At 30.9% G+C, this 21,637-nt stretch carries 22 protein-coding genes and 3 tRNA genes; 14 read left to right on the top strand and 11 right to left on the bottom strand.

Annotation, left to right across the window (positions count from 1 at the left end; genetic code table 11):
* Positions 1–56: 56 nt before the first annotated feature.
* The 5 genes from infC to ACLII3_RS12410 all read left to right on the top strand — a co-directional run bounded on the left by infC (position 57) and on the right by ACLII3_RS12410 (position 5,514).
* Positions 57–566, top strand: coding sequence for a translation initiation factor IF-3 (gene infC, locus ACLII3_RS12430; protein ID WP_412987919.1), 510 nt, complete (start codon positions 57–59; stop codon positions 564–566).
* 33 nt (positions 567–599) lie between these two features.
* The gene (gene rpmI / locus ACLII3_RS12425; protein ID WP_412984556.1) at positions 600–797 is read left to right on the top strand and encodes a 50S ribosomal protein L35; all 198 of its coding nucleotides are present in this window, start codon (positions 600–602) and stop codon (positions 795–797) included.
* 100 nt (positions 798–897) lie between these two features.
* Complete coding sequence (rplT, locus tag ACLII3_RS12420) at positions 898–1,242, top strand: 50S ribosomal protein L20 (protein WP_412984555.1); 345 nt, start codon at positions 898–900, stop codon at positions 1,240–1,242.
* A gap of 150 nt (positions 1,243–1,392) precedes the next feature.
* Positions 1,393–4,644, top strand: a complete 3,252-nt coding sequence (locus ACLII3_RS12415) for an amidohydrolase family protein (protein WP_412984554.1) — start codon at positions 1,393–1,395, stop codon at positions 4,642–4,644.
* Positions 4,645–4,689: 45 nt separating this feature from the next.
* Positions 4,690–5,514 carry an HAD family hydrolase gene (locus ACLII3_RS12410; RefSeq protein ID WP_412984553.1) on the top strand — a complete coding sequence of 275 codons (825 nt, stop codon included), beginning with the start codon at positions 4,690–4,692 and terminating at the stop codon, positions 5,512–5,514.
* Here the strand turns inward: ACLII3_RS12410 and ACLII3_RS12405 are convergent.
* The 9 genes from ACLII3_RS12405 to tgt all read right to left on the bottom strand — a co-directional run bounded on the left by ACLII3_RS12405 (position 5,511) and on the right by tgt (position 15,212).
* Positions 5,511–5,801, bottom strand: a complete 291-nt coding sequence (locus tag ACLII3_RS12405) for a hypothetical protein (RefSeq protein ID WP_412984552.1) — start codon at positions 5,799–5,801, stop codon at positions 5,511–5,513. The two genes, ACLII3_RS12410 and ACLII3_RS12405, sit on opposite strands and share 4 nt — an antisense overlap.
* A 62-nt stretch (positions 5,802–5,863) precedes the next feature.
* On the bottom strand, positions 5,864–6,940 hold the full coding sequence (locus ACLII3_RS12400) for an adenylate/guanylate cyclase domain-containing protein (protein ID WP_412984551.1): 1,077 nt from the start codon (positions 6,938–6,940) through the stop codon (positions 5,864–5,866).
* Between the two features lie 11 nt (positions 6,941–6,951).
* Entirely contained in the window at positions 6,952–8,136 is a 1,185-nt protein-coding gene (locus ACLII3_RS12395) for an asparagine synthetase B (protein ID WP_412987917.1), read from the bottom strand.
* A 136-nt stretch (positions 8,137–8,272) separates the two neighbouring features.
* Positions 8,273–9,304, bottom strand: a complete 1,032-nt coding sequence (locus ACLII3_RS12390; protein WP_412984550.1) for an AI-2E family transporter — start codon at positions 9,302–9,304, stop codon at positions 8,273–8,275.
* Positions 9,305–9,400: 96 nt separating this feature from the next.
* Positions 9,401–10,936, bottom strand: coding sequence for a replicative DNA helicase (gene dnaB, locus ACLII3_RS12385; protein WP_412984549.1), 1,536 nt, complete (start codon positions 10,934–10,936; stop codon positions 9,401–9,403).
* 167 nt (positions 10,937–11,103) lie between these two features.
* Positions 11,104–12,057: an acetyl-CoA carboxylase carboxyltransferase subunit alpha gene (locus ACLII3_RS12380; protein WP_412984548.1), complete on the bottom strand. Its 954-nt coding sequence runs from the start codon at positions 12,055–12,057 to the stop codon at positions 11,104–11,106.
* 57 nt (positions 12,058–12,114) lie between these two features.
* The gene (locus tag ACLII3_RS12375) at positions 12,115–13,014 is read right to left on the bottom strand and encodes a DMT family transporter (protein WP_412984547.1); all 900 of its coding nucleotides are present in this window, start codon (positions 13,012–13,014) and stop codon (positions 12,115–12,117) included.
* The gene (locus ACLII3_RS12370; protein WP_412984546.1) at positions 13,001–14,077 is read right to left on the bottom strand and encodes an LptF/LptG family permease; all 1,077 of its coding nucleotides are present in this window, start codon (positions 14,075–14,077) and stop codon (positions 13,001–13,003) included. Before ACLII3_RS12370 ends, ACLII3_RS12375 begins: the two co-directional genes overlap by 14 nt.
* 4 nt (positions 14,078–14,081) lie before the next feature.
* Positions 14,082–15,212 (bottom strand): tRNA guanosine(34) transglycosylase Tgt, encoded by a 1,131-nt coding sequence (gene tgt, locus ACLII3_RS12365; protein ID WP_412984545.1) that lies wholly within the window; start codon positions 15,210–15,212, stop codon positions 14,082–14,084.
* 194 nt (positions 15,213–15,406) lie between these two features.
* On the opposite strand from tgt, the gene ACLII3_RS12360 reads away from it, so the two are divergent.
* The 3 genes from ACLII3_RS12360 (at position 15,407) to ACLII3_RS12350 (ending at position 17,956) form a co-directional block, all read left to right on the top strand.
* Positions 15,407–16,252, top strand: a complete 846-nt coding sequence (locus tag ACLII3_RS12360) for a transketolase (RefSeq protein ID WP_412984544.1) — start codon at positions 15,407–15,409, stop codon at positions 16,250–16,252.
* A 19-nt stretch (positions 16,253–16,271) separates the two neighbouring features.
* Entirely contained in the window at positions 16,272–17,225 is a 954-nt protein-coding gene (locus ACLII3_RS12355) for a transketolase family protein (protein ID WP_412984543.1), read from the top strand.
* A gap of 140 nt (positions 17,226–17,365) precedes the next feature.
* A complete protein-coding gene (locus ACLII3_RS12350) occupies positions 17,366–17,956 on the top strand; it encodes a porin family protein (protein WP_412984542.1) in 591 nt (196 codons plus the stop codon).
* Positions 17,957–18,022: 66 nt separating this feature from the next.
* Here ACLII3_RS12350 and ACLII3_RS12345 read toward each other — a convergent pair whose 3' ends face one another.
* Positions 18,023–19,057, bottom strand: a complete 1,035-nt coding sequence (locus tag ACLII3_RS12345; RefSeq protein WP_412984541.1) for an FKBP-type peptidyl-prolyl cis-trans isomerase — start codon at positions 19,055–19,057, stop codon at positions 18,023–18,025.
* 78 nt (positions 19,058–19,135) lie between these two features.
* On the opposite strand from ACLII3_RS12345, the gene ACLII3_RS12340 reads away from it, so the two are divergent.
* Genes ACLII3_RS12340 through ACLII3_RS12330 form a run of 3 tightly spaced genes read left to right on the top strand, consistent with a single transcriptional unit; the run spans position 19,136 to position 20,605 of the window.
* On the top strand, positions 19,136–19,516 hold the full coding sequence (locus ACLII3_RS12340; protein WP_412984540.1) for an RNA-binding S4 domain-containing protein: 381 nt from the start codon (positions 19,136–19,138) through the stop codon (positions 19,514–19,516).
* Positions 19,509–20,102 (top strand): SAM-dependent methyltransferase, encoded by a 594-nt coding sequence (locus tag ACLII3_RS12335; protein ID WP_412984539.1) that lies wholly within the window; start codon positions 19,509–19,511, stop codon positions 20,100–20,102. The genes ACLII3_RS12340 and ACLII3_RS12335 overlap by 8 nt, the downstream gene beginning before the upstream one ends.
* A complete protein-coding gene (locus ACLII3_RS12330) occupies positions 20,102–20,605 on the top strand; it encodes a phosphoribosyltransferase family protein (RefSeq protein ID WP_412984538.1) in 504 nt (167 codons plus the stop codon). Before ACLII3_RS12335 ends, ACLII3_RS12330 begins: the two co-directional genes overlap by 1 nt.
* On the opposite strand, the gene ACLII3_RS12325 is transcribed toward ACLII3_RS12330, so the two are convergent.
* The gene (locus ACLII3_RS12325; protein ID WP_412984537.1) at positions 20,597–21,115 is read right to left on the bottom strand and encodes a shikimate kinase; all 519 of its coding nucleotides are present in this window, start codon (positions 21,113–21,115) and stop codon (positions 20,597–20,599) included. The genes ACLII3_RS12330 and ACLII3_RS12325 overlap by 9 nt on opposite strands.
* 128 nt (positions 21,116–21,243) lie before the next feature.
* Here ACLII3_RS12325 and ACLII3_RS12320 point away from each other — a divergent pair.
* The 3 genes from ACLII3_RS12320 (at position 21,244) to ACLII3_RS12310 (ending at position 21,536) form a co-directional block, all read left to right on the top strand.
* Positions 21,244–21,316, top strand: a tRNA-Lys gene (locus ACLII3_RS12320).
* Positions 21,317–21,369: 53 nt separating this feature from the next.
* Positions 21,370–21,453: transfer RNA gene (locus ACLII3_RS12315), tRNA-Leu, on the top strand.
* 10 nt (positions 21,454–21,463) lie between these two features.
* Positions 21,464–21,536, top strand: a tRNA-Lys gene (locus ACLII3_RS12310).
* Positions 21,537–21,637 lie beyond the last annotated feature (101 nt).

Raw genomic sequence — 21,637 nt, 5'->3', positions numbered from 1 at the left:
AAAATTTTAGAGTCATAGCAATACGTAGAAGAAGAAATAGAGGTCCTGCTAGAATAATCAAGGAGGACAAACACAGGATTAACAGAAAGATTACATCACCAGAAGTTAGATTAGTAGGTGATAATGTAGAGGTTGGAGTATATACAATATCTCAAGCCTTGGCAATAGCTGACGAACAGGAATTAGATTTAGTAGAAATATCTCCTAAAGCTGTTCCGCCTGTATGTAAAGTTATGGACTATAAGAAGTTTCTTTATGAACAAAAGAAACGAGATAAAGCTTTAAAATCTAAAGCTACAAAAGTAGTCATCAAAGAAATTCGTTTTGGACCACAAACCGATGATCACGATTATGCTTTTAAAAAGAAGCATGCAGAAAAGTTCTTAAAAGAAGGTGCAAAACTTAAAGCTTTTGTATTCTTTAAAGGGCGTTCAATTATTTACAAAGAACAAGGACAAATTTTATTATTGCGTTTAGCGCAAGATTTAGAAGACCTTGGTAAAGTAGAACAAATGCCAAAACTGGAAGGTAAACGTATGACAATGTTTATTGCACCAAAAAAATAAATAAGCGAGAAATAATTAAATAAAAGGAGAACAATGCCTAAAATGAAAACTAAATCTAGTGCCAAAAAACGTTTTAAGTTAACTGGTACTGGTAAGATTAAAAGAAAGCACGCTTTTAAAAGTCACATCTTAACAAAGAAGTCTAAAAAGCGTAAACTAGCTTTAACTCATAGTGGATTAGTTCATGAGAGTGATGAAGCAAGTATTAAGCAACAATTACGTTTAAAGTAATTACCGCTTAGGTTAAAATTAATTATAAACCATGGAGTTAGGCCAATAAAAGTTTCAAAAAATAATATTTGAACGCCTACTACAAAAAACAATTTAAGAAATGCCAAGATCAGTAAATTCAGTAGCTAAAAGAGCCAGAAGAAAAAAGGTTCTTAAGCAAGCAAAAGGTTACTTCGGACGTCGTAAAAACGTTTGGACAGTAGCAAAAAATGCGGTTGATAAAGCGATGCAATACTCGTACAGAGACCGTAGAAATAAAAAGAGAACTTTCCGTGCTTTATGGATCACGCGTATTAACGCTGGAGCTAGACAACACGGTTTATCTTATTCTCAATTCATGGGTAAACTAAAAGCTAACAATATCGAATTAAACCGTAAGGTTTTAGCAGATTTAGCTATGAACAACCCTGAAGCTTTTAAAGCAATTATAGATAAAGTAAATTAGGGCATATCGCCTATTGTATAACAATATTTCGCTTATTAAAACCGACTCATTTTGAGTCGGTTTTTTTATATCTACTAGTCACATCTTTTCTAATTATATTTTACAATATTATACTTATCTTACCTCACTAAAAATTATATCTATACAAGCATGAAGCATATAAAGTTTATTGTATTAGTATTCCTATTTGGATTTTTTGCTAATGCACAAGATGATACTAAAAAATGGGATGTGTCTAATCCTGAAGGTGATTGGGATTTTAAAGAAATGAATTTATCTACAGATGAAGGAACATGGATGAACCTTGATGTTAGTCCAGATGGAAAACATATTGTTTTTGATTTACTAGGAGATATTTATATTATGAATATAAAAGGTGGTGATGCAAAAATTTTAAGAGAAGGTTTAGCATTTGAAATTCAACCAAGATTTAGTCCTGATGGAAAAACAATTTCATTTACTAGTGATGCTGGTGGTGGTGATAATATTTGGACAATGAATATTGATGGTTCCAATGCCAAACAGATAACAAAAGAAAACTTTAGATTACTAAATAATGCAGTATGGACACCCGATGGTAACTATTTAATTGCTAGAAAGCACTTCTCTTCTACCCGCTCTTTAGGAGCTGGAGAAATGTGGATGTATCACACAACTGGTGGAAGTGGGATTCAATTAACAAAAAAGAAAAATGCTCAACAAGATGTAAACGAACCTTGTATTTCTCCAGATGGAAAATCACTTTTTTATAGTGAAGATGTATATCCTGGAGGCTTTTTTCAATACAACAAGGACCCAAATAAACAAATCTATGTAATTAATAGATATGATTTAGAAACGGGAAAAACAGAACGTATTACTGGAGGTCCTGGTGGTGCTGCAAGACCTCAAATTTCAAGGGATGGAAAAAAGTTAGCTTTCGTTAAACGTGTTAGAACTAAATCCGTTTTATACATACACGATTTAGAAACTGGTGAAGAATGGCCAATTTATGATGGTTTAAACAAAGACCAGCAAGAAGCTTGGGCTATTTTTGGTGTTTATACAAACTTTAATTGGATGCCAAATGATGATGCTATTGTAATATGGAGCGGTGGAAAAATAAATAAAATAGACATTAATACATTAGAAATAACAAATATTCCTTTTGAAGCAAATGCCAAAATAAAAATTGCCAAAGCTATAGAGTTTGACACTCCAGTTTCTCCAGAGAATTTTGACGCAAAAGTAATAAGACATTTACAAACTTCTCCAAATGGAAAAACGGTTGTATTTAATGCTTTAGGCTATTTATGGACAAAGAAAATGCCAAATGGAAAACCAAGGAGGTTAACAACAGGAACCGATTTTGAATTTGAACCTGTTTTTTCTCCTGATGGAACAACCATCACCTATGTTACTTGGAATGATGAAAACCTTGGAGCTATATATAGCATACCATCTACTGGTGGAACTCCAACTAAGTTAACTTCTCAAAAAGGAATTTATAGAACACCTTCTTATTCTAACGATGGTACTTTAATTACTTATAAAAAAGAAGGTGGTAATAACGAACAAGGACATTCTTTTACAAAAAAATCAGGTCTTTATATAATGAATTCTAATGGTACAAATAGTAAATTCATTACTAAAGAAGGTGATTTTCCTGTATTCAACACTTCCAACGATAGAATTATTTATCAAAAAGGTGGTATGTATTTTGGTGCAATAACAAAAGAATTAAAGAGTGTAGACTTAAATGGTAATAATGAGCGTGTTTTAATTAAGTCTAAACATGGAAATAGATTAGTACTTAGTCCAGATAATAATTGGGTAGCTTTTCAACATCTTCATAAAGTTTATAAAGCACCAATGCCTAAAGCGGGAACTTCTTTAAGTATTACAGATAAAACAAAATTTATTCCAGTCAATCAATTATCTAAAGATGCAGGAATAAACATACATTGGTCTAAAGACAGTAAAACTATTTATTGGACTTTAGGAAATCAATATTTTTCTGCAGATGCTTCACTAGAAAATAAATTGCTTTCAGAAAAAAGTATTTCTATAAATCTAAATGCAAAAACAGACAAACCATCAGGAAAAATTGCCTTTACTAATGCAAGAATTATTACGATGGAAGGTGATAAGGTTATTGAAAATGGTACTATTATAATCAATGAGAATAGAATTGAAGCTATTGGAAACTCAAATGATATTAAAGTACCTTCAAATGCTAAAGTTTATAATGTTGAAGGAAAAACGATCATGCCCGGAATGGTAGATGCACATGCACACATTGGAGGTTTCCGTTACGGGTTAACAACTCAAAAACATTGGCAATTCTATGCTAATCTAGCTTTTGGTGTTACAACAGCTCATGATCCTTCAGCAAATACTGAAACTGTTTTTGCACTATCTGAATTACAAAAAAATGGGACTTTAGTTGGTCCTCGCCTATACTCTACTGGGTTTATTCTATATGGTGCTGATGGCGATTTTAAAGCTGTGATTAATAATTTAGATGATGCGCGTTCATCAATTAGACGTACAAAAGCCTTTGGAGCATTGTCTGTTAAAAGTTATAATCAACCAAGACGTGAACAACGTCAGCAAGTATTACAAGCTGCACGTGAAGAAGGCATTTTTGTAGTGCCAGAAGGAGGTTCTACTTTTTATCATAACATTACCATGATTATGGATGGACATACAGGAGTTGAACATAATATTCCTATTGCTCCTGTTTATAAAGATGTTCTAGAACTTTGGGGAAATAGTAATACTGGATATACACCTACTCTAGTAGTAAATTATGCTGGAATGAGTGGAGAATACTATTGGTATCAAAACACAAATGTTTGGGAAAATGAAAAATTACTTAAATATTTTCCAAGAAGTATTATTGATTCTAGAGCAAGACATCGTGTAATGATTCCACAAGAAGAATATGAAAATGGACATATTTTAACATCTAAAACCTGTAAAGCATTAACAGATAAAGGCGTTAAAGTGAATTTAGGAGCACATGGTCAATTACAAGGTCTTGCGGCGCACTGGGAATTATGGATGCTACATCAAGGGGGAATGACTAATATGGAAGCTTTGAGAGCTGCTACTTTAAATGGTGCAGATTATTTAGGAATGAGTAATGATATTGGGTCGTTAGAAGTTGGGAAATTAGCAGACTTAATAGTACTAGACAAAAATCCTTTAGAGAATATTAGAAATACTGAAAGCGTTAAATATACAATGATTAATGGTCGTTTATACGATACCGAAACAATGAATGAAATAGGAAACAATCCTAAAGAGCGCTCTAAATTTTATTGGGAAAACTCAAAATATAATGCAGCATTTCCATGGCATGAGGAAAGTAAAAGTTTCACAAGAGAAACTTGCGGTTGTGCAGTTGGAACTCATTAATAAATTCAGCCTACTCTCTAGAGTAGGCTTTTTAATAATTAGAATATGGATTTAACCAATATTAAGCTTGTCATAACAGATATGGATGGCACTTTGCTTAATTCAAATCATGAAGTAAGTAAACAGTTTTTAAACTTATTTTATGATTTAAAAAAGGAAGGTATTTATTTTGTTGCTGCTAGTGGAAGACCTTATTATAGCATACTTGATAAATTACACACTATAAAAGATGAAATAACTATTGTTGCTGAGAATGGCGCATATGTAGTCCATGACAATGAAATACTTGCTAATAACATAATATCTCCAAAAAGTATTTCAGAAATTAGCAAAACCATTTACAATCTTAATGGTACTCACCCTATTTACTGCACTAGAAAGAAAGCATATATCATGGACAGTTCTTTAGAAATAATTCAAATAATTAAAGAGTATTATTCAGATTTTCAAATTATCAATCACATTTCAGAGATAAAAGATGATGTTATAAAAATTGCACTATATAATGATGTTAGTGCAGAAAAGTATATTTTCCCTAATGTAAGTTCCTTAGCTAAGGATTTTAAAGTAATTGTTTCTGGTCAACATTGGGTTGATATTTCTGATTATAAATCTAATAAAGGAGAAGCTTTAAAGCTTTTACAGAAAAAATTTAATGTATTGCCAGAAGAAATTCTAGCATTTGGAGATTATAACAATGATTTAGAAATGCTAAGTCAATCTAAATATAGTTTTGCAATGGCTAATGCACATCCAAATGTAAAAGCCATTGCAAAATATGAAACACTAAGCAATAATGACTTAGGTGTTGAAGTAGTTTTGGCTGATTTGATTTTTCAAAAAAATCAAACAAAAAAAAGAAATAATTAGTTACTACCTACACCAGTAACTGGAACGCAATCACCAAGTACTTCGTCAATAGTTTCTTGTAAAGAAGATGAATCTCCACAGTCTTGGATTTGTAATTGTAATGCAACTTTATACGCATTACATAATTCTACATAATTATCATCTGTAGCACTTGCAAATGCAATAGCAGCTTCTGCTGAATCTTGAATTCTATCTTCACATGTCTTTTCGTTGTTATCATCTGATGAAGAACAAGAAGTAAATAACATTCCAACAGCAAATAATGAGGCTAATAAGGTTTTTTTCATGATTTTGTTTATTTATTTTACTGACAATAAAAGTAGTAAAATACTTTATAAAATACACATGCCTAACTTAAATTTAGAGAATAAATCATAACCTCTTCATTTTTACCTTTAAGTATTACGCTTCCCATTTTATTAGTAACAAAAGAGCTATCCAAATTTAAATCTTTTATCAAAGCTTCAGACATTAGTAACTGCTCGCCATATTTATTACATTCACCTTGGATTCTAGCTGTTGTATTAATAACATCTCCATGGTAAGCCATTTCTTTTTTTATAGTTCCAACTTCAGCCATCATAAGGTTACCTCCATGCATTCCTGCTTTAAACTCAGGCAAAACACCATACTTATCTAAATAATAATCTTTTTTATTTAAAAGTCGTCTTCTAAAATCAAAATAGATATTTACACATCTATTATCTTCTAAACCATTTTTATAATTCCAAGTAAGTACAGCTTCATCTCCTACATATTGATAAATCTCTGCATCATACTTATTAATTATAGCATTTAAATCAATGAAACAATCTTGAATAAACTGACTGTACTTAAAATGTCCTAATTTTTCTGCTGTTGTAGTTGACGATTTTAAATCTAAAAACATAAAAATCTTTTTCTCCTCTCTTGGTCTTCTATATTTTCCTATAAGCATTTTAAAAAATAAGCCTCTGCCAAAACGTTCTATTGCCATTTTTATAAAAGAAAAGATTAATGAACTTAACCAAAAATAAGCTGCCATTAACCAAAATAATGGATTAGTACGCCACCATCCTTTCTCATTAGGCAAATCACGATCAACTGTATATTCTAGTAAAGAGACTAAAAAGCTAAGCGACACAATAAGAAGTAGTAAATAAAATAATGTTTTTAAAAGGATAGATAATCCTAAATATACTCTAGGAGTCACATATTTATCAAAAACAAACTCATTTATAGCATAAAAGAAACCTACAATTACCCCAAGAATAACTCCATACTCTAACCATGTAGTTATAGGAACATCAAATTTTGGATCAATAGTTAAGCCTTCTTCTTCATTAAGCGCAAAATACCTTATGAAAATAAAGACACAAAATGAAATTGACCAATAAATAATTGATTGGAAAATTAAACCTAGTAGTTGACTTAGAGTTCTTTTCAAACTAATCTATTTTAAGTTTTTTGTTTTTTCTTCTTAGCTGCAGGAAATAACACATTATTTAATATAAGTCTGTAACCAGGAGATGTTGGGTGTAAGTCCAACTCAGTTTTAGGATCACCTACTCTATGTGTATAATCCTCTGGGTCATGACCTCCATAAAAAGTAAAAAAACCTTTGCCATTTATACCATGAATATATCTTGCTTCACCATTAGTTTTATTTTCTCCCATTATTAATACATTAGACTTAATTTGATCTCTAGTAAAAGATGTAGTTTGTCCCATAAAACCTTTAACTAAAGCTGTATGATTTTGACAAAGCATAGTTGGTACAGGATCCCATTTTGCAGAAAATTCCATTAATGAAAAATAATCTGTTTCTTTTGGTACTTGTCGTTTGCTAGTCATATCTATACTTGAAAACTCATATACATTTGGACTACGTTCTAAAATAAAGTCTGTGAAAGCAAACGTTCGAGAATAATCAATTTTAGATTGGTAATTAGCATCACTTCCATCTCCATCAAACATTGGTTCGCAAATATCAACACCTTGAGCAGATAATGCTATATCAAAACTATCAGTTGCACTACACATGGCAAACATAAAACCACCACCTACTACATATTCTCTAATTTTTAGTGCTACATCCAGTTTTTCTTCAGAAACCTTATTATAACCCAATTTTGCTGCCAAAGCCTCTGCATCATTCTTTTCTTTTATATACCACGCTGCGCTTCTATAATTTCTATAAAATTTACCATACTGTCCTGTAAAATCTTCATGATGTAAGTGCAACCAATCATACAATAAAAGTGCATCATTTAATACTTCTTCGTCATAAACTGTTTCGTAAGGTATTTCAGCATAAGTTAATACCATTGTTACGGCATCATCCCAAGGTTGCTTACCATAAGGTGTATAAACTGCAATTTTTGGTGCTTTTTCTAAAACAACTGCCTCCATGTTTTTACTAGGACTACTTATATCTTGCAGGATACTTTCAGCTTTAGTATTACTAATAATTTCATAAGACACTCCTCTAATTTGACATTCTCTTTGAATTTCCTCAAAATCTGGTAATAAAAAAGCACCACCTCTGTAATTAAGAAGCCATTTAACTTTTTGTTGCTTGTCTAATGTCCAATAAGTAATTCCGTAAGCTTTTAAATGATTCTTTTGACTTTCAGCATCCATAGGAATTAAAATATATGATGCAAAAGCGTTTATAGAACATAAAAAAGAAAGGATTAAAAATAACTTTTTCATATTTGAAATATAGTTAAAAAATTCTGCCAACTAAAGTGCTTTAAGCTAATTTTAATAAACAAGTTTATTTCTTGTAGGAAGGTCCAGAGAGTAATGTTGCAATCACTTTGGTACTCTCAAATTGCTCAAGAATAATCTTAATAAATACAGTAATTGGAATAGCCATAATTAAACCTGGAATTCCCCAAATAAATCCCCAAAGCATAAGCATTATCAATACTGTTATAACATTAATTGAAAACGATTTACCCATAAAAATAGGCTCTAATATTGCTCCAAACAATACTTGTACTCCTGTTATAGATAGTATGAAGAAAAATAGCACGCTTGATGTTTCTAACTCTACAAAAGCAAAAATTGACAACAGAATTACAGATATAAAAGAACCTACCATCTGCACAAAGTTTATTACAAACGCAAAGAGGCCCCAAAAAATTGGAAAACTAACATCAAAAAAAACACATGCAAGTCCTGTACCTATTCCTGTAAGTAAACTAACAAAAACCTTTACCTTAATAAAGGTGATTAAATCTTTTTCAATTTTCATGAAAGCCTTTATTGACGCATGCTTCCTTTTAAGAATTGTGTTATTTAATACTTTATGCATGTTTATAGACTCAGCCAATAATAAAACGACAAAGAATAAAGTCATTAATATTGAAGTGAGAAAGGTTCTTAAAAATCCTACAGTATTACCTAAATTATCGCTTTGAATAAATTGTGATATTACATTTTTGTTTTCTTGAAACTCTATAGCAAATGTATCTTCTAAATACACCTTTAGACTTGCCACTTTATCTTCTGCCTGTTCAAAAAACACGGTGTCCGAAGACATGATTTGTTTACTTGATAATTTAACTAACTCTATACCTAAAGCAAATACAGCTACAATTGATAGAATGCCAATTAAAATTCTAACTAATCTTGGGACTCGTCTTTTTTCCAACCAACGCATTAATGGTAAAAATAATAATGCGATGAACATTGCGAATATTAAAGGAATAAAAATAAACGACAATATTTTTAGTAAATAAAATACTAAAGGAATTACTATAAATAGCAATAATACATTTGTAGTTCGTCTTTGGTCTAACATAATGACGTCATTTTTATACCCTTATAAAAATAACTTAAAAAGTTAGACAAAGAGATTTAATTAACTACAATTTAGCTTTTAAATATAAAATATTTGCTAGAATGGAACATCATTATCATCAGGAGTACCAAATGCTTGACTTGGATCTACTCTAAAATTATCAGGTTTAAAGCTATCATCATTAGCTGCAGCATTCATTTTAGAATGGAACTCTTGTCCAAATGGAGAATCGAAATCATCCAAATTATCAAACTTACCTAAATGACCAAGGAATTTCAATCTAATGTTCTCTAAACCACCATTTCTATGCTTAGCGACAATAAATTCGGCTTGTCCTTCTGTTGGAGAACGTTCCTCATCATCCCATTCATCAATCTTATAATATTCTGGTCTGTAAATGAATGATACAATATCAGCATCCTGCTCAATTGCTCCAGATTCACGAAGGTCAGACAATAAAGGTCTTTTACTACCACCACGAGTTTCTACAGCACGCGATAACTGTGATAACGCTATCACTGGAACCATTAACTCTTTTGCTAAAGCCTTTAAGTTTCGAGAAATCATAGAAATTTCTTGTTCACGATTGCCTCCAGTTGCACCTCCTGCTGTCATTAGCTGTAAATAATCAATCATGATCATTTTAATACCATGCTGAGAGGCTAAACGTCTAGCTTTGGCACGTAAATCAAAAATAGAAAGTGATGGTGTATCATCAATAAACAAAGGTGCTTTTTCTAATCCTTTAACTTTCACATTTAATTGCTCCCATTCGTGCTTTTCTAATTTACCTGTCCTAAGTTTCTCAGAAGACAATCCAGTTTCTGAAGATATAAGTCTTGTAATTAATTGTACAGATGCCATCTCCAATGAAAAGAAGGCTACAGGAATATTTTGATCTACAGCAATATTTCTAGCCATTGACAAAGTAAGTGCTGTTTTACCCATACCTGGACGCGCAGCTACTATAATTAAATCACTAGGTTGCCATCCAGAAGTTAGTTTATCTAACTTATCAAATCCAGTAGGAATACCACTTAATCCTTCTTTATTAGAAATTTCTTCAATTTTCTTTTTTGCTTGAATAACTAATTCTTGGGCAGTTTCAGAAGATTTTTTAATATTCCCTTGAGTTACTTCGTATAGTTTAGATTCAGCTTTATCTAATAAGTCAAAAACATCCTTAGTTTCATCGTAAGAATCTTCAATTATCTCATTTGAAATTTTAATCAAACTACGTTGAATAAATTTTTGTAAAATAATACGTGCATGAAACTCAATATGAGCCGAAGAAGATACCTTTTGAGTAAGAGAAATTAAGTAAAAATCTCCTCCACATAATTCCAACCTTCCATCCTTCTTTAATTGAGTTGAAACCGTTAATAAGTCAATAGGTTCACTATTTTCAAACAACTTGAATATAGCTTCAAAAATATATTGATGCGCTTCTTTATAAAAAGCTTCTGGACTTAAAATATCTATAACCTCGTCTACACCTTTCTTATCTATCATCATAGCCCCAAGCACAACCTCTTCTAAATCAAGGGCTTGCGGAGGTATTTTACCTTTTTCAAGACTAATAATAGTGCTTTTATCTACTTTATAGCCTTGTAATTGATTGGGTTGTTTCATAAAACGAATGTAACTAAAATGTTAAGATAAATCTAAGTTATAAGATACGACATTGTTCACTATAAGTCAACAATTTAACTGTTAATAAGTTAGAAATATTGTTAATAAGCATAAAAAAAGCCGAAGTCGTTAAACTTCGGATTTCTTTATTTATTGATTTTAAAGGATTAGTCTTTATAGACTCCCATGTTTGAATATTTTTCAATACGTTTTTCAACCAATTCTTTTGGTGATAAGTTTTTAAACTCATCGTAAGATTTTGCAATAGCATCTCTTACAGTTTCAAACGTTTTCTCTCTATCTTTATGAGCACCTCCTAAAGGTTCTTTTACAATTTCATCCACCAATTTCATGCGCTTCATATCCTTGGCTGTAAGTTTTAAAGCTTCGGCTGCCTGTTCTTTATACTCCCAACTTCTCCAAAGGATTGATGAACAAGATTCTGGCGAAATTACTGAATACCAAGTATTTTCTAACATTAATACTTTGTCTCCAACTCCAATACCTAATGCTCCTCCTGAAGCTCCTTCTCCAATAATCACAGTAATAATAGGCACTTTAAGACGAGTCATTTCTAAAATATTTCTTGCAATTGCCTCTCCTTGACCACGCTCTTCAGCTTCAAGCCCAGGATAAGCACCTGGAGTATCAATTAAGGTAACCACAGGAATTCCAAACTTCTCAGCAGATTTCATTAAACGCAATGCTTTTCTATAACCTTCTGGATTAGCCATACCAAAATTTCGGTATTGTCTAGTTTTAGTATTATATCCTTTTTGTTGACCAATAAACATATAACTTTGATCTCCAATTTTCCCTAAACCACCAATCATGGCTTTATCATCTTTAAAGTTTCTGTCTCCATGTAATTCAAGGAAAGATTCTCCAAAAATGGCATTGATATAGTCTAAAGTATAAGGTCTATTGGGATGTCTAGACATTTGTACACGTTGCCAAGGCGTCAAATTTTTATATATATCCTTCTTAGTTTCGTCTAATTTTTTCTGTATTTGTTTGCAGGTTTCAGTAACATCTACGTCACTTTCTTCTCCAATTAACTGACATTTAAGCAGTTGTTCTTCTAGCTCTTTAATAGGTAGCTCAAATTCTAAATATTCCATAGAAATTTAAGTTTAGTTTTAGTTAGTGTACAAATATAAAAACTTTAAGTTGTAAACTTAAGTTGTGGGCTTTCTTTTTACAAGCTTTGTGTTTTTTATAACTCCATTAAGTATTACAGTACATATTATAAGTATAGCTCCAAAGTAAAATTGAGTACTCATTGTTTCTGTTTGTGGAAATAAAATCAAAGCCATTATAATTCCATAAATAGGTTCTAAATTATAAGTAAGTACTACTGTATATGGTGTTATATACTTCATTATATATACCGAAGCTATAAATGCATACGCTGTACAAATTGAAGCTAGAATTAATAAATAAACCCAATCCATAGTACTTAGTATAAAAAAATCTGAAGTAAAACCATCACCAAAAAACTGAATAAACAATGCAATAAATATTACACCGCTAACAAATTCATAAAAAGATATGGTAGAAGCATTATAACGTTCTACAAACCTTCCGTTAATAACAGCAAATAATGATGAAAAAAATGCAGATGATACTCCTAAAATAATCCCTGTTAAGTACTTTAATTCGGTTTGTGTTATTAACCAAACACCTAACATCACTATAACTCCAAAAACAATTTCATACCAAATCACATTTCTTTTATAGAAAATAGGCTCTATTAATGACGCAAAAAAAGCTCCTGTTGAAAACATTGCAAGGGTTATCGAAACATTAGACTGTTTAATAGCTTCAAAAAATGTAATCCAATGAAGTGCAATTATTATTCCAGCTATTGAAAATTTAACTAATGTATTAAAAGAAACCTTTAGATTTATTTTTTTTATTTTAATATAAATAAACATCAAAATTCCAGCTATAACCATCCTAAACCAAACCAAAGGTGTTGCTGAAATGGTAATTAACTCTCCAAGAATAGCTGTAAAACCAGCAATAAAAACTAGTAAATGTAAATGAAGGTAATTTTTAAGCTTATCTTTTTGCATTATATAGAAGGTATATTGCTAAAATACCAAAAACAAAATTAGGGAACCAAACTGCTACTTCAGGAGGAAAATCGGATTGTTCTGCCATAACTCCAAATACTTTGTCAAAAAACACATATATCATGGCTATACCAATACCAAAAGCAAGGTTAACTCCCATACCTCCTCGTCGTTTTTTAGATGATACAGCAACAGCAATTATTGTTAATATAAATACTGATACTGGTAAACTCCATCTTTTATATTGAACAACTTGATAACGACCAATATTTGACGAACCTCTAGACTCTTCCTTTTCTATAAAAGAGGACAAATCGCTATAACTTAACGTTTCTGCTATATATTCTACTGGTGTTAAATCTTCTAAGTCAAAATCAAAAAGGGTGTCCTTTCTCCTTGATTGTATAATCAAATCGTCTCTCTCTCCTATTCTCCTTAAAGTATAATTTATTAATTTATAAGTACTATCCTCCTCATTATACCTAATAGTTTGTGCATCAATTTTATATTCAAGCTTATTTTCTTTAAAGTGCTCCAAAGTGAAATTATTTCCTTTTTTGGACTTCATATCAAAATTACTTACATAAATAATTTCATTATCATTAATCTGTCTATAGATGTCGTAAGTTTGAACTTTTTTCTTGTTCCTTTTTAAATAATTTGCCGAAAACTCATTAAACCCTTTACTAGCCTTAGGCGCTAAAAACATTCCTAATACAATAGCAAAAGCAGCTACTATAGTTGCACCAAACATATAAGGCCTTAAAAATCTTGAAAAAGAAACTCCAGAACTTAAAAAAGCAATAACCTCTGTATTATTTGCAAGTTTTGAAGTAAACCATATTACAGATAAGAATAAAAATAGTGGAAATAATAGGTTTGCAAAATATATTGTAAAATCTAGATAGTATTGTGCAACCTCAACAAAAGGTACTTCATTCTCTAAAATTTTATCAATTTTTTCGGCAAGATTTACTGTTATTCCAATAGGAATAAACAACAGTAACATCATTAAAAATGTAAATAAATATCGCTTAAGTATATACCAATCAAGAATTTTCATCTAACTATAAACGCTTATCCATTTGTTTTACCATTTTATCTTTCCATTCTCTAAAATCTCCTGCTAATATATGTTTTCTTGCTTCTCTAACCAACCATAAATAAAAACCTAGATTATGAATTGTAGCTATTTGCTTTCCTAATAATTCATTAACACTAAACAAATGTCTTAAATAAGCTTTACTATACTCTGTATCTACAAAAGTGATTCCCATTTCATCAATTGGTGAAAAGTCATCTTCCCACTTCTTATTTTTAATATTTATAGTACCATGAGCAGTAAATAGCATTCCATTTCTTGCATTACGAGTTGGCATCACACAATCAAACATATCTATACCTAACGCAATATTTTCAAGAATATTGATTGGAGTTCCTACTCCCATTAAATATCGTGGTTTATCTTCAGGTAAAATTTCTGTCACAACCTCAGTCATTGCGTACATTTCCTCTGCTGGTTCTCCAACAGACAAACCTCCAATAGCATTTCCTAATGCTCCAGCATTTGCTATATACTCAGCTGATTGCCTACGTAAATCTTTGTAAGTGCTACCTTGAACAATTGGAAAAAATGCTTGATTATAATCATACTTCAGAGGTGTTTTGTCTAAATGATTAATACATCTATCCAACCAACGATGTGTCATATGCATAGAACGTTTTGCATAATTATAATCACAAGGATAAGGTGTACATTCATCAAAGGCCATAATAATATCTGCTCCAATACTACGTTGAATCTCCATTACATTTTCTGGAGTAAACGTATGATAGCTACCATCTATATGACTTTTAAATTTTACACCTTCTTCTTTTATTTTTCTATTAGCAGATAATGAATATACTTGATAACCTCCAGAATCGGTTAAGATATTTCTATCCCAATTCATAAACTTATGTAAACCACCTGCTTTTTCTAATATATCAGTTTGCGGACGTAAGTATAAATGATAAGTGTTTCCTAAAATAATATCTGGATTAATATCATCTTTTAATTCACGTTGGTGAACACCTTTTACAGATGCTACTGTACCTACAGGCATAAAAATAGGAGTTTCTATAACGCCATGATCAGTTGTTATTTTTCCCGCTCTCGCTTTACTTTGAGAATCTTGTGCTTTTAATTCAAATTTCATATAAAAAAGTAATCAGTCGGCAAAGATAATTAACTCAAACTTGTATTTAGTACAATTACATTTAAATTAACTTATTAACAATACCTATACCTTATCAACAATACTAAAACGTTTACTTAAATTAGCTTTTATTTTCTTTTGTTGAGACACATAATACACTATTTTTGCACCTTAAAATTCTAACTAGCATAAGCATGTCAAACACACAACAATTAGAAGACTTAACAACACAAGTTCGTAGAGATATTTTACGAATGGTACATAAAGTAAATTCTGGGCATCCAGGAGGTTCTTTAGGATGTACCGAATTTTTAGTAGCACTGTATAACGAAATCATGGATAGAAAAGAAGGTTTCGATATGGATGGTATTGGCGAGGATATTTTCTTTTTGTCTAATGGTCATATTTCTCCTGTATTTTATAGTGTTTTAGCTAGAGCAGGATACTTCTCTGTAGATGAGTTAAACACTTTTAGATTATTAGACTCAAGATTACAAGGGCATCCAACTACGCATGAAGGTTTACCTGGAATTAGAATGGCTTCAGGGTCATTAGGTCAAGGATTATCTGTAGCATTAGGAGCAGCTGAAGCTAAAAAATTAAACAAGGACAACCATTTAATTTATAGTTTACATGGAGATGGTGAGCTACAAGAAGGTCAAAACTGGGAAGCTATTATGTATGCATCAGCAAAAAATGTAGATAACATTATAGCTACTGTAGATTTGAATGGTAAACAAATTGATGGTTCTACAGACGATGTTTTAAACATGGGAGATGTAAAAGCTAAATTTGAAGCTTTTGATTGGATAGTTGTTGAAATAGAAGAAGGAAATAATATAGATGCCATCTTAAAAGGAATGGCTGAAGCTAAATCTAAAACTGGACAAGGAAAACCAGTTTGTGTTCTATTAACAACAATGATGGGTAATGGTGTTGATTTTATGATGCATACTCATGCATGGCATGGTAAAGCACCAAATGATGAACAACTAGAAAGTGCCTTAAATCAAAACCCTGAAACTTTAGGAGATTACTAATTCAACAATAAAACAACAAATGAAAACATATACATATACAGAGCAAAAAGATACAAGAAGTGGTTTTGGCGCTGGATTAGCCGAATTAGGAAGAACTAACCCTAATGTAGTTGCACTATGTGCAGACTTAATAGGTTCTCTTAAAATGGATAAATTTATTGAAGAAAATCCAGAACGTTTTTATCAAGTAGGAATTGCTGAAGCAAATATGATGGGAATGGCAGCAGGATTAACTATTGGAGGTAAAATTCCTTTCACTGGAACTTTTGCAAACTTTTCTACAGGACGTGTTTACGATCAGATTCGTCAATCTATTGCATACTCTGATAAGAATGTGAAAATTTGTGCTTCACACGCAGGATTAACACTTGGAGAAGATGGTGCTACACATCAAATTCTTGAAGATATTGGATTAATGAAAATGTTACCAGGAATGGTTGTAATTAACCCTTGTGATTATAACCAAACTAAGGCTGCTACAATTGCAATTGCAGATTATGAAGGTCCAGTATACTTACGTTTTGGCAGACCAAAAGTACCAGTATTTACTCCTGAGGATCAAACTTTTGAAATAGGTAAAGCTATTCAATTACAAGAAGGTAATGATGTTACAATTGTCGCTACAGGACACTTAGTTTGGGAAGCCTTAGAAGCAGCAAAAGTACTTCATGAAGAAGGAATTAGTGCAGATGTTATTAATATTCATACTATTAAACCTTTAGATGATGAAGCAATATTAAAATCGGTTGCTAAAACTGGCTGTATAGTTACTTGTGAAGAGCATAACTTTTTAGGTGGTCTTGGAGAGAGTGTTTCTAGAGTACTAGCTTTAAACAACCCTACACCTCAAGAATTTGTAGCTACTAATGATACTTTTGGTGAATCTGGAACACCAGCACAACTAATGGCAAAATATGGTTTAGACAGTAATGCTATTATTGCTAAAGCAAAAGCTGTAATGGCTAGAAAATAATAATATTTTATATTTATTTTATAAAGGTTCCTTTAATAATTAAAGGAACCTTTTTTTATTAATAACAAGCTGAAAATGAAAATAATAATCGTTTGGCAGCGTTTTTGATATATGAACATTCAAATCTAAAAACGAATATTATGAAAAATTTAAAAAAAGTAGCTTTTCTAATTTTACTAGCCTCAACTTGTACTTTTACTTTTGCTCAAAAAGGAACTTCATATGGTATAAAAGGTGGTTTAAACTATAATTCTAATGGTGACTACTTAGAATCTATCAGCTCTAACGCTGAACATCCTGATAGAAATATAGGCTATCATATTGGTGTATTTGGAAAACTTGGTGATAAACTATACTTTAGACCTGAACTTATGTATACAGCCACTAAAAGTGAATATGATAGTGGTGATTTTAATATGAAAAAAATTGATGCTCCAATGCTAGTGGGATTAAAAGTTTTAGGACCAGTTAGTATATTTGCAGGTCCATCTTTTCAATATATATTAGATTCTGAATTTGATAATATTTCTATTAACAATATTGAAAATGATTTTTCTGTAGGCTTAAATTTTGGAGCTGCAGTAAACTTTAATAAGTTTTCTATAGACTTGAGATACGAAAGAGGCTTTAATGATAATGAAGCAGAATTTTTAAGTAATAATGATATAGGCAGTAGTAGGTTAGACACTAGACCAGATCAATTAATACTTAGTTTATCAGTAGCCTTATAAAAACTTAAACAAAAAAGCCTCTCAAAATTGAGAGGCTTTTATATTCTACATTTATAAATAGATTATTTATTCATCAAAAGATTCTGATTCATCTTCATCTAAGTAATTTGGAATACCATTACCATTTGTATCTGGAAAAGTAACTGTATAACCATCATAAGATATCATACCTTCTTCATCTTCTACTTCAACTATTTTAATTAACACTTCGTTTGAAGCTAAGACTAAGTCTAGAATTGCTTGCCTAGTAGTTTCATTATATATAGTTTCAATTATTTCATCTTTTGTAATAGTACCATCTCCATCATCATCTACATCAATGAAATTTGAGAATTGATCATCATCAGTATTATCACTGTAAATATCTAAATCTCCATCAATATCTTCTAAATAAGACGGAATACCATCAGCATCGTGGTCATTTTGTTCTGTTTGATATAATTCAAACTTAAAAATTAAGTTTGAATAAGCTGGAACACCAAAAACTGCACCTGCATAATACCCCAATCCTGAAGGTAAAAACATCACTCCTACGCCATGACTAGTATATTCTACTGTTCCATCTCCATTAATTACAAAACTTTCAGCCGTATTAAACTGAGGCAACACTCTTTGCCATCCAGCTACCAAAGATGACAAATCAAGTTGTGTTGGATTAGATGTACTATCAAAAATCTCTTCATCTAAAAAATTACCACTATAATTTATACGTACATTATCTGTAAAATTAGGGCTTTCAATTCCTATTCCTTGATTCAATCTTAATACATAATATTTATAATTAGTTTCTTTATAAACTGTATTATGGGTTTCAATAGCATCTATCAATAATGTATTATTATCTGGGTCAGGTAAAACACCATCTTCAGGTAAATCAGAAATAATTAAATCAGCAATTTTTGGATTCATGTTAGAAACAAACATACTAGAATTATAATAATGCGTTTCCAAATACTCAACTAACAATGCATCATCGATAACTTGTTGTTCATCTCTGTCCTCTTCAACAATTGGAGGAACACCTCCGCCATCATCTTTATTACAAGCGACAAAAGTTAATGTAAAAACAAAAAATGTTAGTAGGTAAAATTTAAATTTCATATTGCTTATTTTTGAAGGTGCAAGATACAATTTTATAATATTTTTGTGCAATAACATTAACGTAGTTTTATACATTTTATGCGAATAGACAAATATCTTTGGTGTGTTAGGTATTTCAAGACTAGAAACATTGCAACTACTGCTTGTAAGAAAGGTCATGTAAAAGTTAATAACAGTATTGTTAAACCTAGCAGAGAAATCTATCCTAGTGATCAAATAACTGTTAGAAAAAATCAAGTAAACTATCAACTTACTGTAAATGATATCCCTCCTAATCGAGTTGGTGCTAAATTAATTGATATTTATAGAACAGACACCACTCCAAAAGAAGAATTTGAAGCTCAAGAACTCTTAAAATACTCTAAAGATTATTACCGTAAAAAAGGTGAAGGTAGACCTACAAAAAAAGATCGTAGAGATATTGATGACTATTTAGATGATACAAATACAAATGAATAAATTTGATAAAGCATTTTGGGAGGAGTTATATAAAACTAATGATACTGGTTGGAATATTGGATATATATCTACTCCTATTAAAGAATATATAGATCAATTACATAGTAAAGAATTAAAAATATTAATTCCTGGAGCAGGAAACTCGTATGAAGCAGAGTACTTGTGGAAAAAAGGGTTTAAAAATCTATTTGTTTTAGATATAGCTGAACAACCATTATTAAATTTAAAAAATCGTATCCCAGACTTCCCGGATAACCAATTATTACTTCAAGATTTTTTTCAAGTTAATGATAAGTTTGACCTTATAATAGAACAAACATTTTTTTGTGCATTAAATCCATCGATGAGAGAAGATTATGTTACAAAAATGTCTGAAATAATTGATCAAAAGGGAAAACTTATAGGCTTATTATTTGATTTTCCTTTAGATACCAAAGGACCTCCATTTGGTGGTTCTAAAGATGATTACTTAAAAAGATTCGCGCCATACTTTAAAATTAATACATTGGAGAGGTCTTATAATTCAATAAAACCAAGAGAAGATAAAGAACTCTTTTTTATCTTTGAAAAAAATTATCATAACTAATGACTTTACAAGAAAATAGTATTTTATCTCACCAAGAAATAAAACATAAGATAAAACGTATAGCATATCAAATTTACGAAAACAATGTAGATGAAACTGAAATTATTTTAGCTGGCATTGAAAGTAATGGTTATATACTTGCTAAAAAGTTAAAAACAGTTTTAAGCAAGATTTCAGATATTAATCTTGTGTTATGTAAAGTTATTATAGATAAAAAAAATCCAAGAGAAGAAATAAAAACTTCTATTCCTGCAAAGGATTACACTAATAAATCCGTTGTACTAATAGATGATGTTTTAAACTCTGGTACTACATTGGTTTATGGAGTAAAACATTTTTTAGATGTTCCGTTAAAACAATTTAAAACTGCAGTACTTGTAAATAGAAATCATAAAAAATACCCTGTTAAAGCTGACTTTAAAGGTATTTCATTATCAACATCCTTACACGAACATGTTAATGTAATATTAGAAGGGAATGACTTTAAAGCTGTTTTAGAATAACTCAGAAATAATTGCTTCACTTATTTCTTTTTGTGATTTATCATCAGTAGAAACAATAAAATCTGCTTTATTATAATATTGTGAACGCTCAAATAGATGCTTTCCTATAAACTCAACTAAATCATCCTGATTATCTAAATGAGCTACTAAGGGCCTTTTGCTTACTTCATTTTCTATTCTAGAAACAATAGTTGGTATAGATGACTTTAAGTAAACAGATACCACATTATCTCTTTTTAATAATTCTAAGTTATTTCCATAACAAGGTGTACCTCCTCCTAAAGCTAAAACTAAACTTTCATTATTTTTTAAAAGAGTTTCAAGCGCTTGAGATTCTAGTTTCCTAAAATAAATCTCTCCTTTGGAACTAAAAATATCTTTAACGGTTAAATTTTCACTTTTCTCTATAAAATCATCTAAATCTTGAAAACTATAATCTAAAATATTAGCCAACTTTTTACCAATTGTTGACTTTCCTGAAGCCATATAGCCTAATAAAACAATAATCATTTTTAGTTATATATTTAATTTACAAAGCTATAGATATTGCAAGTAAAAAAAAACAAAAAAATATCTAAAAAAAGCATTGTAATATTAATAAAACGTTCTATATTTGCACCCGCAATCAGGAAATGATTGACCAGTTAGCTCAGTTGGTAGAGCATCTCCCTTTTAAGGAGAGGGTCCTGGGTTCGAGCCCCAGACTGGTCACAAAAAAGTTAAGCATTCGCTTAACTTTTTTTTATTTTTACAATCCCTTAATTGCGCACGTGGCGGAATTGGTAGACGCGCTAGCTTGAGGGGTTAGTGGCCATTAGGTCGTGGAAGTTCGAGTCTTCTCGTGCGCACAGAGTTTTAGACCAGTTAGCTCAGTTGGTAGAGCATCTCCCTTTTAAGGAGAGGGTCCTGGGTTCGAGCCCCAGACTGGTCACTTAAAAAGGTTAAGCAAAAGCTTAACCTTTTTTTTATTTTAAAACTTTTTTATTTAATTATTACACAATAGATAAACAAGTTATCATGAAAGGTTAATCT

Source organism: Pontimicrobium sp. IMCC45349, from assembly GCF_047219225.1.
Lineage (GTDB): Bacteria > Bacteroidota > Bacteroidia > Flavobacteriales > Flavobacteriaceae > IMCC45349.
Note: the sequence above shows the minus strand (reverse complement) of the source record. Positions and strands in the feature narration are given on the sequence as shown.

Coding starts and splice junctions, on each gene's coding strand:
- rpmI (WP_412984556.1), top strand. CDS start 600: ATGCCTAAAATGAAAACTAAATCTAGTGCCAAAAAACGTTTTAAGTTA.
- rplT (WP_412984555.1), top strand. CDS start 898: ATGCCAAGATCAGTAAATTCAGTAGCTAAAAGAGCCAGAAGAAAAAAG.
- ACLII3_RS12415 (WP_412984554.1), top strand. CDS start 1,393: ATGAAGCATATAAAGTTTATTGTATTAGTATTCCTATTTGGATTTTTT.
- ACLII3_RS12410 (WP_412984553.1), top strand. CDS start 4,690: ATGGATTTAACCAATATTAAGCTTGTCATAACAGATATGGATGGCACT.
- ACLII3_RS12405 (WP_412984552.1), bottom strand. CDS start 5,801: ATGAAAAAAACCTTATTAGCCTCATTATTTGCTGTTGGAATGTTATTT.
- ACLII3_RS12395 (WP_412987917.1), bottom strand. CDS start 8,136: ATGGATGCTGAAAGTCAAAAGAATCATTTAAAAGCTTACGGAATTACT.
- ACLII3_RS12390 (WP_412984550.1), bottom strand. CDS start 9,304: ATGTTAGACCAAAGACGAACTACAAATGTATTATTGCTATTTATAGTA.
- dnaB (WP_412984549.1), bottom strand. CDS start 10,936: ATGAAACAACCCAATCAATTACAAGGCTATAAAGTAGATAAAAGCACT.
- ACLII3_RS12380 (WP_412984548.1), bottom strand. CDS start 12,057: ATGGAATATTTAGAATTTGAGCTACCTATTAAAGAGCTAGAAGAACAA.
- ACLII3_RS12375 (WP_412984547.1), bottom strand. CDS start 13,014: ATGCAAAAAGATAAGCTTAAAAATTACCTTCATTTACATTTACTAGTT.
- ACLII3_RS12370 (WP_412984546.1), bottom strand. CDS start 14,077: ATGAAAATTCTTGATTGGTATATACTTAAGCGATATTTATTTACATTT.
- tgt (WP_412984545.1), bottom strand. CDS start 15,212: ATGAAATTTGAATTAAAAGCACAAGATTCTCAAAGTAAAGCGAGAGCG.
- ACLII3_RS12360 (WP_412984544.1), top strand. CDS start 15,407: ATGTCAAACACACAACAATTAGAAGACTTAACAACACAAGTTCGTAGA.
- ACLII3_RS12355 (WP_412984543.1), top strand. CDS start 16,272: ATGAAAACATATACATATACAGAGCAAAAAGATACAAGAAGTGGTTTT.
- ACLII3_RS12350 (WP_412984542.1), top strand. CDS start 17,366: ATGAAAAATTTAAAAAAAGTAGCTTTTCTAATTTTACTAGCCTCAACT.
- ACLII3_RS12345 (WP_412984541.1), bottom strand. CDS start 19,057: ATGAAATTTAAATTTTACCTACTAACATTTTTTGTTTTTACATTAACT.
- ACLII3_RS12340 (WP_412984540.1), top strand. CDS start 19,136: ATGCGAATAGACAAATATCTTTGGTGTGTTAGGTATTTCAAGACTAGA.
- ACLII3_RS12335 (WP_412984539.1), top strand. CDS start 19,509: ATGAATAAATTTGATAAAGCATTTTGGGAGGAGTTATATAAAACTAAT.
- ACLII3_RS12330 (WP_412984538.1), top strand. CDS start 20,102: ATGACTTTACAAGAAAATAGTATTTTATCTCACCAAGAAATAAAACAT.
- ACLII3_RS12325 (WP_412984537.1), bottom strand. CDS start 21,115: ATGATTATTGTTTTATTAGGCTATATGGCTTCAGGAAAGTCAACAATT.